Consider the following 16,853-nt stretch of genomic DNA (forward strand, 5'->3'; position numbering starts at 1 on the left):
CACAATTTATACGGGAACGCTTCCTGCTTGACCTCTTTCCCGGGCACGCTTGGCGCCAGTCAACGGGGAGAACGATCATGAGCTTTATCAAACAGGCGCTGCTGGCGCTGCTGCTGTGCGCGATGTCTGCCGCGCACAGCAGCAGCATCGGCTACACGGCGACATCGCTGGGCGGCACGCAGTGGCGCTACGACTATACCGTCAGCAATACTACCCTGGCCATCCCCATCGAGGAATTCACCTTGTTCTTCAGCGTGGGCCAGTACGCCAACCTGCACAACGTCTCCACGGCGCCGGGCTGGGACGTGCTGCTGGTACAGCCCGACGTGGCCATTCCCGCCAGCGGCTACCTCGACGCGCTGGCGCTGGCGGGCGGCATCGTCCCCGGCGCCACGGCCACGGGCTTTTCCGTCACCTTCGATTACCTGGGCGCGGGCAGCCCCGGCGCGCAGCTGTTTTCCATCCTCGACCCCGTTTCCTTCATCGAACTCGAGACAGGCATCACGCAGCCGGCCGCCGTCGCCCTGCCGTCCACGCCATGGCTGCTGCTGGCCGGCGTGCTGGCCATCGCCTGCCTGCGGCGGCGCCAACTGGCCACCGCCGCGCTGGCCACTACCCTGGCGCTGGGCCTGTGCGCCTGCGGCGGACCCGGCGATCCCACCCAGCCGCCCGCGCCGAAAGCCATGCTGGCCGCCACAGCGACTACCAGCACCACCGCCCAGGCCGCCGGCGACTTCGAAGTGACGCAGCTGGAGAAAGTGGCCGAGCAGCGCGTCAGCCGCACGGTCTGGGACTACACCTACCGCGTGCACATCCGCAACAACAGCCGCGCGGCGGCCAGCAATGTGCAAGCCGTGCTGACCAGCGCACCGGAAGGCAGCAGCATCATTGATGGCGAGGTGCTGGCCGGCAGCATCGACGCGGGCGCCACCGTCACGCCCGACGACACCATCATCCTGCGCATCGAGCGCAACATCGCCTTCCAGAGCGCGGCCCTGGCGTGGACCTTCAGCGCCAACGCCAGCATCGAACTCGATCCCGTGCTGCCCGCGCAAGTGGTGACGCTGTCGCTGGATGACCTGGGTTTTACGGACGGCGCCGATAGCGTCAAGGTCAGCGGCGCCGTCACGGACGTGCTGCTGCAGGACGGCAGCCTGCGCTTTTCCACGCCCGGCGACACGGGTGTGGACCAGCACGCGCAATTTTCCCTCAGCAAGGGCAACAGCGTCACCACCCTGAACCTGCTGATCCAGACGGACTTGCCCACGGCCGTGGAAACCTATGTGGAGCCTGACGACGACGGCAACTTGCCGGCAACCGCGCCCGTGCTGGCCATCACGGGCCTGGGGCCGAACAACCGCCTGCAGCCGGGCGCCCTGGCGTTCCGCCTGGTGGCCGCGCCCACCATGGCCCTGCAAGACGACAGCGACGGCTTGCTGTCCAGACCGAACGGCGTGGCCGTCAGTCTGAAGCAATATTGGGTCTTCGATGCGGCCAGGGGCACCTTCAGCATCAGCGCCACGGCCATGCAGCAATTGCTGGCATCCTTGCCCAACGGCAGCTACGACCTGAACCTCAATTTCGTCTCGCAGGATGGCGAATTCACGGCCAGCTATGCCTTGATCGTCGTCAAGTCCTCTACCTCCCTGCAAGGCCAGCTGCGCACGCCCACGGGCGGCAATGCCACGGGACTGGCCGGCAAGAAGATGTTATTGGTTGGCTACAACAGCCACCAGCGCCAGGTAGCCGTGGTCGACGCCACGGGCGCCTTCCACTTCGATGGCGTGCTGCCCGACACCTACCAGCTGACCTTGAACGACCTGGTCCACCCGAACGTGGTCAGCGTCAGCGCCGTCGTCTTCGACAACAGCAGCAGCGTCAGCGTCGGCATCGTGTATCCGTACGGACCCGGCCTGGCCCAGCGCACCGCCTCGGCGCAGAGCTATGTGGCGGGCAGCGTCACGCAGGATGGCGCCGGTCCGCCCGCGCGCGACGTGCCCGCCAGCCCCCGTGGCACGGGCGACGTCACGCCGCAGGCTGACGAGGGCAGCAAGACGTTTACGGCCACGGCAGCCGCGCAAAACCAGACCATCACCTCGCCCGTCGCCTTCACGGTGCCCAAGGGCACGAAAAACGTGGGCGTGAAAATCACCGTCAGCACGGCCGAGTATCCCGTCTACACGACGGCGCAAAGCCAGTACAACGATACCTGGTCGTACGCCGTAACGGGTTTGCCCGGGGTCAACCTGGCCGCCACGGGCGCCGTCAACCAGACGCATTACACGCAGGGCAGCATCGTCAGGACGGAATGCGTCGACGTCAGCAAGCAAACCAAGGAGGGGGCGCTGGCCCTGGGCGGCAGTGTCAGCGCCACGAATATCGGCGACAGCGCCCTGGCCACCGTCACGACGGTGGAACTGAGCCTCGTGTGCAAGGGTTTGAAGGTGACGCAGGCGAAATTCCTCTCGCCCAACAAGGCCGCCCATCCCGTGCTGCAGCCGATCAAGCTGACGGGCAATCTGCCGGGGCCGTATGTGTCCGTCTCGCAAGGCGCGGCCACGGCCACCCACACCTTGCCGCTGGAATTGCACTACACGCCGGCGGCGGCGACGATTACGGAAGTCAATATCGGCATTTCGTCCGGCGGCGGCAATCCCGCCTTCAGTACAGAGAATTTATTGTCCCAGACCAATACCAAGACTGCCGGCACAGTGAAATTTCCCAGCCTGGTGCTGCCCGCCTTTGCCGGTGCCAAGCTCGACAAGAAGGCCGTCGTCACGCTGCGCCTGAAGGGCCGCATCGACAATGCCGATGCCAGCTCCGACCCGGCCGAAGGGGGGCAAGTGGAGTTCAAGGGCAGCACGGCCTACATCCCCCTGTACCTGGCCAACAACGAGGCGGCGCTGGCGGCGCGGCGCTACGGCACGCGCGACGCGGGCGGCGATTCATGGGCCACGCGCCTGGCCATCGCCTGGCTGGCCGGCAAGGCTTACCGTTTCGACGACATCAGCGGCCAGCATGTGACGCAGACGGCGGCGGGCGATTCCATCCTCGGCCACCGCGGCCACAGCGACGGCCAGCAGATCGACTTGCGCTACGCGGACGGCGCGGGCGGCTACTCGGATGCGCTGGGCGGTCAGAACAATGGCGCCGCCATTCACCAGTTGATCATCGACGCGAAGGCGGAAATGGTGGCCAACCCCGCGCAAAAGCCGAAACTGGCAGCCCTGCTGGCGTGGATCGCGGCGAACCGGGCCATACTGGCCCAGGAAGCGGCACCGGCCAGCACGCGGGTCGTCTACATCGGCCCCAGCTTCGTCAAGTTGGCCCTCGTCGACGGGCGTTTTTCCGCCGCGCCGGCCGACAAGATTCCCGGCGCAGGCGCCTGGCTCAAGCCCATCAAGGTGCATATCGAAGCGGGACATCTGAGCCACTGGCACATCAGCCTGACGGCCCATCCTTGACCATGACCATGCAGCAACGATGGCTTCAGGCGGGCAAGTCGGACAGCTCCAGCTCCGAAAACCCCGCCCGGCGCCGCGCTTCCAGGTTGAACGGCCCGCGCAGGGTGGGCGCTTCGTAGCGCAGCGCCAGTTCGGCATACGTGGCGCGCAATTCCAGGCCGCGCTGCTGGCACAGGTAGCCATACCAGCGGTTGCCGATCTCGACGTGCCCCACTTCATCGCGCAGGATGATGTCGAGGATGGCGGCGGCGGCCATGTCGCCCGCCTGCGCCAGCTTGGCGCGCAGCGGCGGAATCGCGTCCAGGCCCCGCGCTTCCAGGGTGCGGGGCACCAGCGCCATGCGCGCCAGCACGTCGCCACGCGTCTTGTCGACCATTTCCCACAGGCTGTCGTGGCCGGGAAAGTCGCCATACGTATGGCCCAGCACCTGCAGGTGCGCCTGCAACATGGCAAAGTGCGTCGCTTCTTCCTTCGCCACGCGCAGCCAGTCCGTGTAGTAGTCAAAGGGCAGCTCCGGGAAGCGCCACAGGGCGTCCAGCGCCAGGTTCATCGCATTGAACTCGATATGCGCGAGCGCATGCACGAGCATGGCGCGCCCTTCCGGCGTGATCATCGAACGCCGCCCCACCAGGCGCGGCGGCACCAGTTCAGGGCGCTCGGGACGGCCCGGCACGGCGCCGGTGGGCGCCAGCGGCGATTGCGCATCGAGCGAAAGTTGCGCCTCGGCCATGGCGGCCACCATCGCCACTTTGGTTGCCGGGTCCGGTTCCAGCAGGCAAGCGAGCGCATATGCGCGCAGTTCGCGCAAAACCGGCGGCGTGATGGCAGTCAATAGGGATGATGTGTGCATGGTGCTTCCTTCCTGCGCTGATTCCAGCAAGGGCCGCAGTGTATCAAATGTGGCTGAAGTGGCGTACTGGGGTCAGACCCGCCGGGTCTGACCCCGGCCCTGCACCAGCAGCCAGTCGAACAACGCCTGCACTCTCGCCGGCAGCGCGGCGCGTCCGCTGTGCACGAAGTAATACGCCTGCGGGCTGGCCAAGGTAAATCCGCCGAATGGCAAGACCAGCTGGCCGCTGGCCAGCCACGGCTGCACCAGCTGGCGCCGGCCCATGGCCACGCCCGCGTGGTGGATGGCCGCCTGCGCGCACAGGTCGGCGCGGTCGAAACGCAGGCTGCACGCGGGCAAGCGCACGCCTGGCGCCTGCACGTCCAGCCACAAGCGCCATTCGGCATCGGGCGCGCAGGCGGGCCAGGCCAGTGTGTCGTGCAACAGGGTCGCGCTGGACAGGTGTTGCGGCGCATCTTGCAAACCGTGTTCGCGCGCGTACGCGGGACTGCAGACGGGCGCCAGCCATTCATCCATCAGCTTGCGCGATGCCAGGCCGGGAAAGCTGCCGTCGCCATAGTGCAAGGCCAGGTCGACCTGGCCGGCGCGAAAGTCCACGCTATCATTACCCACGCGCAAGTCAATCGACAAGTCCGGATATTGCGCAGCGAACCCCGCCAGGCGCGGCACCAGCCAGCACTGGGCGATGGAGGGGCGCGCATGCACGGTGATGCTGCCCGCCAGCGCATCGCTGCCGGCAATGGCTGCATGCAGGCTGTCCCAGCTTGCTTGCAGGGCAACGAAGATGCGCTCACCGTCCTGCGTCAGTTTTACTTGCCGCGTCAGGCGCTGGAACAGCAGCAAGCCCAGGCTCGCCTCCAGGCGGGCGATGCGGTGACTGACGGCGCTGGGCGTGAGCGCCAGTTCCTGCGCGGCCAGCGCGAAGCTGCCACGGCGCGCCGCCACCAGAAAAGTGTGCAGGTTGGCGAACTGGCTGGCCGTCAGCGTGGCCATGCGCGGCGCGCCGGCCGGCATCACGCGGCCCCGGCCGCCAGCAGCGCGCGGCCACGCGCCACGTAGGCGGCCATTTCCTCTTGCGGCACCATGCTGCCGCCCGTGCCCCACACCAGGTGCGTGGCAGTAACCAGATGCTGCTGATATTGCGGCGCCGCCAGCACAGGCTTGATGCCCGCGAAACCGGCCACGGCAGACGGTTCCAGGCGCAAGCCTTGCGTTTGCTCAAGCAGCGCCAGCAAGCGGTACAGTTCTTCATCCGTGACGGTGGCATAGCCGTCGATCAGCCGCTGCATGGCGCGCCCGACGAAACCGGATGGGCGTCCCACAGCCAGGCCATCGGCGGCCGTGAGGTTGTCGATGCCGATCTCCTGCACGCTGATCCGATCGTGCAAGCCCGTGTGCACGCCCAGCAGCATGCAGGGCGAATGCGTCGGCTCGACAAACACGCAGTGAACGGCATCGCCAAACGCCAGCTTCAAACCAAAGGCCACGCCGCCAGGGCCGCCGCCCACGCCGCACGGCAAGTACACGAACAGAGGGTGCTCGGCATCCACCGCGACACCGTTTGCGGCGAACTGGGCTTTCAGGCGCTGGCCCGCCACCGCGTAGCCGAGAAACAGATCGTGCGAGTTTTCATCGTCGACGAAGTGGCAGCTGGGATCGTTCTCCGCCTGCCTGCGCCCCGCTTCCACGGCCACGCTGTAGTCGGTAGCGTACTCGACGACGGTGACGCCATGGCTGCGCAATTTATCCTTCTTCCACTGGCGCCCATCAGCCGACATGTGCACGGTGGCGCGAAAGCCCAGGCGCGCGCTCATGATGCCGATCGACAAGCCCAAATTGCCCGTGGAGCCGACGGCGATCGCATACTGGCCGAAAAACGCCCGCACGGCGTCGCTGGCCAGCAGCCTGTAATCGTCGCCCTCCTTCAGCAGCCCTGCATCGAGCGCCAGCATTTCCGCGTGTTTCAGCACTTCATAGATGCCGCCGCGCGCCTTGATCGAGCCGGAAATGGGCAAATGGCTATCCTGCTTGAGCCACAGCTGACCGTTCATCATGCCAAGCGCCGCCTGCATGCCTGGCAGCGGCACGACGGGCGACTCGATGATGCCGCCGCTGGCCTGCGTTTCCGGGAATGCCTTGGCCAGGTACGGTGCGAAGCGCGCCAGGCGCGCGCTGGCCTCCGCCACGTCGGCCGCCGTCAAGCCCACGTCATTCAAGGCCTCGGCCGCCTGCGCGATGGCGGGATTGAACCAGCTCAAGGGCTGCAAGGCCATCAGTTCATTGATCAGGGGAAATTTTTTGCACAGCGCGGCGATGGCGGGAGTGGGTAGCATGGCAACCTCGTGTAGGAACAAGCCATGATTAGACCGCATCCGGGCGCCGCTGGCAAAGGATGGTTGATCAGGCAATGGGTGACGGAAGATCATGTGTCATGATGGCCCGGCTGCTTCCCTATTTCAATTTAATGTACAGATGCATGGCGGGATTCTTTTCGCTTTGAACTTCTTTTATTTCAACGAAAGGAAGACGACGCACCAACTCACTCAATTTCTGGCATCCATAGTGGCGCGGATCGAAGGCCGGATTGTTCTTCACGATCAAACTACCGACGCCACTTAAGGACGCAAAACCATCGTCACGCGCTGCGGCGATGATGGCCTTGCGCAGCACTTCTTGCGTGTCCACGTCGAGGGAGACAGGCGCCAACGCATGTAAGGATTTTTGCTGCTTGCCGGCCAATGGCGGCGGTGTCACCAGCCGCAAAATCTCCGTATAAACGAACTTGTCGCAAGCGGCGACGAAGGCTGGCGGCGTCTTTCTTTCGCCAAAACCATACACGGCGAGTCCTGATTCACGAATACGTGTTGCAAGGCGCGTGAAATCACTGTCAGACGATACCAGGCAAAAGCCGTCCAGCTTTTCAGAGTGAAGCAAATCCATGGCGTCAATGATCAACGATGAATCGGTTGAATTTTTACCTGTCGTATAGCTGAATTGCTGGATCGGCTGAATGGCCATCAAATGCAGGGTTTCTTTCCAGCCTTTCAAATTGGGCGTAGTCCAGTCTCCATAGGCACGTTTCACCGATGCGGTACCAAAGGTGGATACCTCAGTCAGCAATTCCTTGATAATCGACGCCTGGGCATTATCTGCATCGATCAAGACTGCCAGCTTGGCATTACTTGTCATATTTTTTTGGCTTCAAAAAGTTGATATTCCCACCGTGGCTCAATACTAATGGACACGGGTCAATCAGGTATCCGCAGTTTGTTTGCAATCCCTACTATGCAGTCAAATGTTCCGGTAAGCAATACCCAAACCCGCAACTGATCCCTGCCGATAGCTAAATTTAATTCTTGAATGCACTATCGATTAAAGAAAAATTTCCACAAAGGCACAAAAATAAGTTATCTTTAAGGCAAAAAAAGGAGACATTTTTCTCTTTTCTACCGAGGCAAAAATGCGCTCCAAGAATGACAAAGCCACTGCTACCGATATGGACCTCCTGGACTGCGCAAGGCAGGACGATCTGACGGCCCAAAAAGTCGAAGTCGGCATTATCTTCCAGGAAATGCTCGATACCGCCACGGCCGCCGCCTACCTTGCCAAGAACAAGGTGCCGATTGCCACCGCGCTGCGCGTCCTGACGGGGTCACGGCGAAAAAAGAGCGGAGGCGGAAATTGATGGCTTTATGCCGGATTACCTGGGGCGCGCGCTGGATATGCGACGCCAGGCGCACCCGCTCTCCAGAAACATTACTGTAGGCAACGCTGGAAGCGCTCCCACACCTGACGCTGACATAGCCTCGTTGAACAGGTCAGGGTTTCAGGGGAAGAGAAGCCACTTCATACCACACCCGCAGACCCCGCTCAACCTGGGTTATCGTCACATGGAGAATACCAAATTACCGAAAAGAAACATGCACACATTGTCACAAACACCTGATTACCGTCGAGGCGGTGACTCTCGCAGACGCCTTCCACCACAACCGGCAGCAGGAAGGCGCTATTGCTGACGATCGGCCTTAGAACTTCAGTTGCAACCCCACATCAATCGACCTGCCCTCGGCCGGCAAGGCTTGCAGCGCCCCGCCTTGCGCCTTCAAGCCCGACAAATACACGCCACCCAGCGGGTCCGCATACGCGCGGTTGAACAGGTTGCTCACGCCCGCGCTCAGGCTGGCCATCTTGCTCAATGCCACGCTGCTGCGCAGGTTGACGAGGGCATAGCCTCCCGTTTCCGGTTCGAAGCGGCGCGCATCGACCTTGTCCTTGCGGGCAACGATCTTCGTTTCGATGCGGCTGCTCCAGGCGCCCAGCTTGTGCTCGACGGCCAGCAAGGCGTTCAGCGGCATCATGCGGTACAGGTCGCCGCCATCGCTGCGCTTGCCCCACGTGTAAGCCGCGTTGCCCGTGGCCATGAAGCGGCCCCAGCGCGCGCTGCTGGCCAGCGGCAACTGCCACGCCACATTGGCACCGTACAGCTTGGCGTCGTGATTGGCGAAGCGCAGCAAGTTGCCGTTCGCGCCCATTTTCATGTATGGGTGGAAAGACGCCAGCACATCGACGTCGATGTAATTGTCCACCTTGCTGTAGTAGGGGTTGACGCGCAGGAACCAGCCCTCCTCGCCGCCGCCATGCCAGTCGGCCGTGAACGCCGCCGTGTAAGCCGTCTCGGGCTTGAGGTCGATATCGCCCACATAGCCGTTGCCGTCGCCAAACCAGTTGGTCATGGTCATGGCCATCGAGCCGCGGCCCCACGAGTAGCGCTCGTACAGATTCGGCGAGCGCACCTTGCGCGCCAGCGCGAATTCATAGCTGCTGGCGGCATCCGGCGTGAAGCTGGCTTGTGCGGAGGCATCGATATTTGTGTCGCGCTGGCTACGGCTGCGCGCATTGAAGGCCCTGGCGGCCATCACGTCCGGCATGTTCATCATGTTGGTGCCGTACGATTGCACGTCGCCCGTATCCATGCGCACGGATTCGCCGCGCAAGCCCAGCACGCTGCTCCAGCGCGCATCGTGGCGCGTTTCCAGTTCGCCAAACAGCACAGTGCGGTCGCGCTTGCCGTCATTGATATTCAGGTAAGTGCGCGGCCCCATCATCATGGAACCGGGCACGGCCGGCCAGTAATCGTCGAGGCGGAAACCATGCCACTCGTGGCCCAGGCGCAATTCGCCCGCGCCCGTGGGCAAGCTGGCCATCAGCGCATAGCCCGTATTGCGCCCGTGCGTGAGCATCGGCATTGTGCCCGTACGCTCGGAAGAGAAAAAGCCCATTTCATGGTCCGTCTGCTGCCAGTAGGCGCGCGCATCGAGCACGCCCCAGCCGAATTCGCCTTTGTAAGCGAGATTGGCGAACTGGCCGTGGTTATCCGTCATGTCCATGTACTGGCTGGGAAAGCCCTGGTACGGGATGTGCTGCACGCCGGCGCGCAGGGTCAGCTGCTGGCCCTGGCCTTTCGCCGCCAGCACGATGGCCTGGTTGATGCTCTCGAACATGCTGCCCAGCACCTTGTTGCCGTGGCCATCGTCATAGCTGTGGCCGCGCGTGTAAGCGCCGCTGTAGCCGATGCTCAGCATATCGCTGGCGGCCGAGGCATTCACGCTGGTCGCCATGCTATTGTTGACGCTGCGTCCCGACACGGCAAAGCTGCCTTGCGTCAGCAGCCCCGCGCCAGGCTGGGCGAACACGGGCGCGTTTGACTGCACCTCGATGGTGCCGCCGACGCTGTCGCCGCCCGCGCTGACGGGCGTCACGCCCGCGATCAGGCGGATGCGCTGCACTTGTTGCGGATCAATGTAGGACAGCGGCGCATTCATATGATTGGCGCAGGCCGATGTCAGTTCCATGCCATCGATGCGAATCTTGATGCGATCATCGGCAAAGCCATTCACCACTGGCAAGCCGGACACGCCGCCGCCTGCCACCACGCTGTAGCCGGGCGTACTGCTGAGCATCAGCACCGTGTCGGCGACGGGACGGTAGCCGTCACCAATGGCTGTAACGATGACTTTCATCTCGGGCAAGACGGTGGTGCCTGCTTCACTGCGGGATTGTGCCAAGGCAGGCATGGCGATGGCGAGGGAAATCAATAACGGTAAATGTTTCATGGTGCTGCTTTCAGAATCTGTATAGGTAAGACGAACAGACGCAAGCGCACGACACGCGCGGCGCAAGGCAGTTCAGGGAAAGGGACAGATCAGAAAGCGGCGGGCGGCCCACGGGGCTGGACAGGCGTCCAGGCGAACAGGGGCGTGGCGGACTGGTAGAACAGCACGGGCAGCAAGCCCGTGATGAGCTCGCCGGAGGCGAGCACGAGGGAGGTGAGGGGAATCGATAAAGTGTCCGCATGCATGCTGCAGCACGGACAGTCAGCCATGCGCATGCCCTGCTTTTCGGGCGCGGAGGGCTGTTGTACATCGAAGCGGGCGGGCATGGCTTGCATGCCGCCCGCCACCGAGCAGATTTCCAGGCTGGGCACGGCCATGCCGCTGGCGACCGTCAGCGTGCGCGACACCGTAGGGGCGAGCGTGGCCAGGAAGATGGCGATACACGCGATCCACAGGACGATGCTGGCCTTGCTTTTGCTGATGAACATGGCAATATTGTATCAGGGCAAGCACCCTGCGCACAGGGCGCAGGTCAAAGCCGCCTCTTTCTCTCCTTACAAATCCACCTTCATCGACAGCTTGATGGCGCGCGGCGCACCGGACGCCAGGCGCGTGCCGGCGCCAGCCCAGTAGCGCTTGTCGGCAAGGTTCTCCACGTTGAGTTGCCACACGACGGTCTTGTCCATCACGCGGCGGGCATAGCGGGCGCCCGCGCTGAACAGACTCACGCCACCGAGGAAAGCCTGGTTCAGGTCGTTGACGGGACGGGCGCTGTAATAATATGCGCCGCCGTTGACGGACAAGCCCGGCACGCTGTCAAACGCATAGGCGAGAAAGGCGCTGCCCGTGCGTTTCGACGCGTTTTCCGGCGCCTTGCCGTTGTAGTCGGCATTGATGTGGGCAAACTTGGGGTCGAGGAACTGGGCCGAGGTCTGCCACGACAGCTGGCGCGTCAGCTTGCCCTGGGTCGACAGTTCCAGGCCACGGTAGCGCTGTTCGCCATCCGAGGTAAACACATTGCTGGCGTTGGTGTAATAGCCGGGGCGCGTGATATCGAACAATGCGGCGGAGACCAGGGTGCCGCCCGGCCTCAGCCAGCGCGCGCCCAGTTCTTTCTGCTTGCTCACGCCAGGCGCCATCTTGACGCCCTGGTTGACCGTGCCCGTCGGGCCAGTCTCGCCCTCTTCCAGCCCCCGCGCCGTGGATGCGTAGAACGACAGTTCGGGCGTGGCCTTGTAGATCAGCGAGGCCATCGGCGTCGTCTTGCTGACGTCGTAGTGGCTGGCGCCCTGCTCGCTCTGGTAGCTGCTGCGGCGCACGCCGATGATGCTTTGCCATTGCGGGTTGAAGACCATGCGGTCGAGCGCATACAAGCCCGTGTCGCGCGTGTCCAGCGCGGCCGTCGTCGGCGAAGTCGGCTTGGGGCCGAACACGACATTCGTCACGGGCACGGGGTTGTACAGATTTTGCGACGCAATCGTATAGTTGCTCTGATAAATCGGATCTTGTGACTTGTCCGTGCGCGAGGCGCCCAGGGTCAGTTCATGGGCGATGAAACCCGTGTTGAAGTTGCCGGCCAATTCCGCGCGCAGCAAGTCCGACGCCGTCACGCTGTGCTGGATATTGCCCGTGATGCGCCCCGCCCCCGTGGCCAGCGCGGCCGCGTTGTTCAGGCGGAAGATGGCCAGGCGGCGGTCGCGCGCCGTTTCCGAGTGGCCCGCCTCGACCGTCAGTGCCCAGCCATCCGTGATGGCGTAATCGGCGCGCAATTGCGCGTTTTTCGTTTGCGCTTCGAAATTCGACCAGTCGGGGCCGATCAGCTGGCGCGGATCGACGGCGCGCGGCAAGGCAATCACGCCTTTCACGGCGGCCGGCAAGGCTACGCCCGCCTGCTCCGTCACCTTGCGGCGGTCGTATTCCAGGTCCGCCTTCAGCAACAGTTTATTGCTCACGCGCCAGTCGAGCGCCGTGGAGAGAAAGCTGCGGTTGCCGTTGCCGACATGGTCCAGATAGGAACCCAGGGTGCCGCCGGCCGCGTTGATGCGTACGCCGAATTCCTGCTGCACGCCGAAGCGACGGCCCAGGTCGACATTCGCCACGGCACTGCCGCGGTCATCGAGAATCAAGCCCATGCTGCTGACGGGCTTGCTGACGGCCCGCTTGGTGACGAAGTTGACCACGCCGGCGGGCGACGTGAAACCGTAGTACAGGGCCGAGGCGCCCTTCAGCACTTCCACCCGCTCCTTGTTTTCCATGGGCACTTGCGAGAAGTTCATGATGGGCATGGAACCATTGAGACGGTAATTCGTGCGGTTTTCCACGGCAATGCCGCGTATCACCAATTGATCCCACGTCTCGCCGCCGTTTTGCTGGCGCGTCACGCCGGCCGTGTTGCGCACGGCATCGTACAGGCCGGACACGGCTTGCTGCTCCAGCAATTCGCGCGTGATCACGTTGACGGTCGATGGCACGTCCATGATGTTGGCGCCGCGAAAGCTGCCCGCCTCCGTGGTGACGGGCACCAGGCCTTGCGCGCGGGCACCCGTCACTTGCACGGCTTGCATGACTTTCGCATCGCCAGCCGTCAAGTCGTCCTGGCCGCTGGCAGCGTTGGCCACGTGGGAAGCAAAGGCCAGTGACAGGGCGGCGGCGACTGGAAGTAAGCGAGTGCGAGGAGAGATGACAGGCATGACATCGGGCTTTCAATGAAAAAGAGGTACAAATGGGAACTTACGGTTAGCGGCCATGATACCGATAATGAGAATCATTATCAAGAAAGGGTGAATGTGTGTGAGTTTTACAGAAGAAACAAGGTCACCCTGGCGCCTGTTATCACTTGAACACGTTTGAATTTTGCAGACGAGGCCGCAAAGAGGCATACTGACAGTCACGGCGCGCAGGTGTGCCGCCCAACAAGATCAAAAGGTCAGTTCGTGAACACAATCGACAACAAAAGCGTGCAGACGAAAACATTTCGCTGGAAACGCTGGCAGCGCTGGGCCGTCGGCACAGGCTGTGCCTTGGCCGCCTACAGCGCGGCCGGTTTCTGGCTGGTGCCCTACGTCATCAAAAACCAGCTACCCAAATTTGCTGAAAAGGAATTGTCGCGCCAGGCCAGCATCGCCGACGTGCGCTTCAACCCGTTCACCTTGCGCCTGGAAGCGGACCAGATCGCTTTCAAGGAAGCGGCCAGCGCAGATGGCAAGAGCGGTACGAGCGGTGCACCGCTGCTGTCCATCGGTGCGCTGGCCGTGCAGCTGGAATGGAAATCCATCGTGCGCCGCGCCTGGAGCCTGGCGGAAATCCGCGTCACGGCACCACAGACTCATTTGACCATCACGCCAGACGGCAAGTTCAACCTGGCCGAAGTGCTGGCCACCTGGCAACGCCGCCACCCGGAAAAGAGCGACGGCGGCATGCCGCGCCTCGTCATCGCCCACTTTGCGCTGGAACAAGGCAAAGTGGACTGGCAAGACCAGAAGGCGGGCTACGCAGACAATTTCACGCCGATCAACTTCACGCTCGACAATATCTCGACCCTGCCCGACGCCAACGGCAGCTACAGCCTGAGCGCCGACGCGGCGCGCGGCGGCAAGCTGCACTGGCGCGGCACGGCCTCGCTCAGCCCCATCCGGGGCGAAGGCGAGCTGATCCTGAACGATGCTTCCCTGCCCGGCCTGGCCGCGTATTTAAAAGCCTACACGCGCGCGACCGTCGCCAGCGGCAAGTTGTCGGCGCGCCTGCCCTACGCTTTTTCCTATGCAGATGGCACGCTGCAAGCCACGGTCAAAGGCGCCGGTTTGGCCTTGCGCGACCTGGCGCTGGTGCAAGGCGGCAAGGGCGAACCGTTTACGTCGCTCGCCACCTTGGGTATCGCCGGCGTGAACGTTGACCTGGCGCGCCAGAGCGTCACGGTCGACAAGATCAATCTGTACGGCGGCAAAGTGGCCATGCGCCGCGACAGCAAGGGCGAGATCGACGTGGCGAACCTGATGCTGCCTGGCAATCCCGCACCCGTTACCGCCGCGCCTGCAGCCCCGCCAGCGAAGCCGGGCAAGTGGAAGGTGGACTTGAAACAACTGGCGCTGGCCAACGTGGACGTGTCCGCCATCGATGAAACCGTCTCGCCGGCCCTGCAGTTGAGCGCCAGACAGCTGCAGCTGAACTTGCAGCTGGCCTTGCAACAGGGGCCATCGGGCATGGTCACCGTCATCGACGGCGCCAGTTTCGAGCTGGCCGATCTGGCCATGCAGCGGGGCGCGCAAACGCCATTCAAGCTGGCCCAATTGGGCTTTACGGAAGGCAAGATCGACCTGGCCGCACGCAAGGTGCACCTGGGCGCGCTGACGGCCAGCGGCGCGCAAATCGACCTGGCGCGCAATCGCCAGGGCGAGTTTGCGATTGCGCAAAAGCTGCCCGTGTTTGCCTCAAGCAAAGCCGACGCGGGCAAGGATGCACCGTCCGCGCCATGGTCCACCAGCATCGCCAAGGTGGAACTGAGCAAGTTCGGCGCCCGTTTCGATGACGCGGGCACTGGCATCAAGGGCAACTTGCAGGATGCTAGATTGTCCCTGCACAACGTCAGCAACGATATGCAACAGGCGCTGCCGTTCGAGCTGGGCGTGGGTTTGCGCGAAGGAGGCTTGCTCACCGCCAACGGCAAGTTCGTGCCGGGCACGGGCGCCGTCGATGCGCAGCTGAATCTGAAACAGCTGACCCTGGCACCCGTGCAACCGCTGCTGGCGCAGCATGTGAAACTGAAGCTGGCGGGCGGCTCGCTCTCTGGCAGCGGCCGCCTGACGACGGGCGGCGGTGCGCCGAAAGCACCCAAGGTCCGCTATGTGGGCGGCGTGGATATCGCCGGCCTGGTGCTCAATGAAACGGATGGCAAGCGCTTTGCCTCATGGAAAAGCGTGCGCGCAGACAAGCTGACGGCCAGCGTGGGTCCCGATTTTGTCGACATCCCCGAACTGCGCGTAGTCGAACCAAACGCCCAATTGATCATCGAAAACGACCGCAGCCTGAACGCGCAGCGCTTGCTGGTGAAGGCGCCGGAGCCAGCTGCCGCACAAACGGCTACCGCGGCGCCAACAACAGCCAGCGCGCCGGCCGCCGACGCCGCCTTCCCCATGCGCGTACGCCGCGTGCGCCTGCAAAACGCCAAGCTGGACTTTGCCGATCTCAGCCTGCGCCCCCAGTTCGCCGCCAAGATTTATGAACTCAATGGCGTCGTCACGGGCCTGTCAACCAAGCGCGATGCGCGCAGCCAGATCGAACTCGATGGCCGCATCGACGAATTCGGCCTGGCCCGCGTGCGTGGACAGCTGAATCCGTTCGCGCCCACCGACAACACGGACTTGAACGTGGTCTTCAAGAACGTCGACATGGTGTCCGCCTCGCCGTACACGATGAAGTTCGCCGGCTACAAAGTGGCCGAAGGCAAGATTTCGCTGGACTTGCAGTACAAGGTGCGCAACCGCCAGCTCGACGGCACCAACCAGATCGTGCTCGACAAGCTGACCCTGGGCGAGCGCATCGACAGCCCGGACGCCCTGAAACTGCCCCTGGAACTGGCGCTGGCCATCCTCAAGGATAGCGACGGGCGCATCGACCTGGGCTTGCCCGTGTCGGGCGACATGAACGATCCGCAATTCAGCTATGGCGCCCTGATCTGGAAAGCCGTGGGCAATGTGCTGACGAAAATCGTCACGGCGCCGTTCCGCGCGCTGGGCAACTTGCTGGGCATCAGCGCCGACAAGCTCGAATCGATCGACTTCGATGCGGGCAGCGCCGTGCTGCTGCCGCCCGAGCGGGAAAAACTCAAGCAGGTGGCGCAAATCCTGGCCAAGCGCGAACAGCTGAAGCTGGCCGTGCCGGGCCAGTACAGCGACACGGACGGGGCCGCCCTGCGCGCCCAGGCCGTGCGCCGCGCCGTCGCCGCCAAGGCCGGCATCAAGCTCGAAGCGGGCGAAGAACCGGGACCGTTGAACCTGGGCGAACGCAAGATACGGGGCGCCCTGCGCGAGCTGTACGGCGAACGCTTCGGCAAGGGCGAGCTGGACAAGCAGAAGAAGGCGGCGGAGTCGGTTGCCCCTGCGGCAGTGGCGGCATCCGCCAGCGCCTCCGCTCCAGCGGCAGCAGCTAAAATCCCCGTCTTGCAGCGCCTGGGCAAGCTGATCGAGGGCGAACCGCAGGTGGCCGATACGAGCGCGTTTTATGCCGGCTTGCGCGAGCAGCTGGAAGCCAAACAGCCCTTGCCAGCCGATGCCTTGAGCAAGCTGGGCGCCCAGCGCAGCGCGGCCATCCTGGCGGCCCTGCAGCAGGATGGCACGCCGGCAGCCAGGGTCAGTGCTGGCGCGCCGGAAAAAACGGAGGCCGCACCGGGCAAGCTGGTGGGCTTGAAGCTGGGATTGGCGGCACAGTAAA

The 16,853-nt window shown here is 63.6% G+C and carries 10 protein-coding genes; 3 read left to right on the top strand and 7 right to left on the bottom strand.

Annotation, left to right across the window (positions count from 1 at the left end):
- Positions 1 to 77: 77 nt before the first annotated feature.
- Positions 78 to 3,464, top strand: a complete 3,387-nt coding sequence (locus ACQ4WP_RS07895) for a hypothetical protein (RefSeq protein WP_436519456.1) — start codon at positions 78 to 80, stop codon at positions 3,462 to 3,464.
- Positions 3,465 to 3,489: 25 nt separating this feature from the next.
- Here ACQ4WP_RS07895 and ACQ4WP_RS07900 read toward each other — a convergent pair whose 3' ends face one another.
- The 4 genes from ACQ4WP_RS07900 to ACQ4WP_RS07915 all read right to left on the bottom strand — a co-directional run bounded on the left by ACQ4WP_RS07900 (position 3,490) and on the right by ACQ4WP_RS07915 (position 7,503).
- On the bottom strand, positions 3,490 to 4,314 hold the full coding sequence (locus tag ACQ4WP_RS07900) for a ferritin-like domain-containing protein (RefSeq protein ID WP_436519457.1): 825 nt from the start codon (positions 4,312 to 4,314) through the stop codon (positions 3,490 to 3,492).
- 72 nt (positions 4,315 to 4,386) lie between these two features.
- Positions 4,387 to 5,307: a DNA-binding transcriptional regulator DsdC gene (gene dsdC / locus ACQ4WP_RS07905; protein ID WP_436519458.1), complete on the bottom strand. Its 921-nt coding sequence runs from the start codon at positions 5,305 to 5,307 to the stop codon at positions 4,387 to 4,389.
- A gap of 20 nt (positions 5,308 to 5,327) precedes the next feature.
- Positions 5,328 to 6,647, bottom strand: a complete 1,320-nt coding sequence (dsdA, locus tag ACQ4WP_RS07910) for a D-serine ammonia-lyase (RefSeq protein ID WP_436519459.1) — start codon at positions 6,645 to 6,647, stop codon at positions 5,328 to 5,330.
- 118 nt (positions 6,648 to 6,765) lie between these two features.
- The gene (locus tag ACQ4WP_RS07915; protein WP_436519460.1) at positions 6,766 to 7,503 is read right to left on the bottom strand and encodes an NYN domain-containing protein; all 738 of its coding nucleotides are present in this window, start codon (positions 7,501 to 7,503) and stop codon (positions 6,766 to 6,768) included.
- A 271-nt stretch (positions 7,504 to 7,774) separates the two neighbouring features.
- Between ACQ4WP_RS07915 and ACQ4WP_RS07920 the strand changes: the two genes are divergently transcribed.
- Positions 7,775 to 7,999 carry a hypothetical protein gene (locus ACQ4WP_RS07920; protein WP_436519461.1) on the top strand — a complete coding sequence of 75 codons (225 nt, stop codon included), beginning with the start codon at positions 7,775 to 7,777 and terminating at the stop codon, positions 7,997 to 7,999.
- A gap of 340 nt (positions 8,000 to 8,339) precedes the next feature.
- Here ACQ4WP_RS07920 and ACQ4WP_RS07925 read toward each other — a convergent pair whose 3' ends face one another.
- The 3 genes from ACQ4WP_RS07925 to ACQ4WP_RS07935 all read right to left on the bottom strand — a co-directional run bounded on the left by ACQ4WP_RS07925 (position 8,340) and on the right by ACQ4WP_RS07935 (position 13,117).
- Positions 8,340 to 10,427: a TonB-dependent receptor gene (locus ACQ4WP_RS07925; RefSeq protein ID WP_436519462.1), complete on the bottom strand. Its 2,088-nt coding sequence runs from the start codon at positions 10,425 to 10,427 to the stop codon at positions 8,340 to 8,342.
- 89 nt (positions 10,428 to 10,516) lie between these two features.
- Entirely contained in the window at positions 10,517 to 10,915 is a 399-nt protein-coding gene (locus ACQ4WP_RS07930) for a DUF2946 domain-containing protein (protein ID WP_436519463.1), read from the bottom strand.
- A gap of 66 nt (positions 10,916 to 10,981) precedes the next feature.
- Positions 10,982 to 13,117, bottom strand: a complete 2,136-nt coding sequence (locus tag ACQ4WP_RS07935) for a TonB-dependent siderophore receptor (protein ID WP_436519464.1) — start codon at positions 13,115 to 13,117, stop codon at positions 10,982 to 10,984.
- A 243-nt stretch (positions 13,118 to 13,360) separates the two neighbouring features.
- Here ACQ4WP_RS07935 and ACQ4WP_RS07940 point away from each other — a divergent pair, with 243 nt between their 5' ends.
- Positions 13,361 to 16,852, top strand: coding sequence for a DUF748 domain-containing protein (locus ACQ4WP_RS07940; protein ID WP_436519465.1), 3,492 nt, complete (start codon positions 13,361 to 13,363; stop codon positions 16,850 to 16,852).
- Position 16,853 lies beyond the last annotated feature (1 nt).

It is taken from the genome of Janthinobacterium lyxosi (assembly GCF_051380665.1).
Taxonomy (GTDB): Bacteria; Pseudomonadota; Gammaproteobacteria; order Burkholderiales; family Burkholderiaceae_D; genus Janthinobacterium.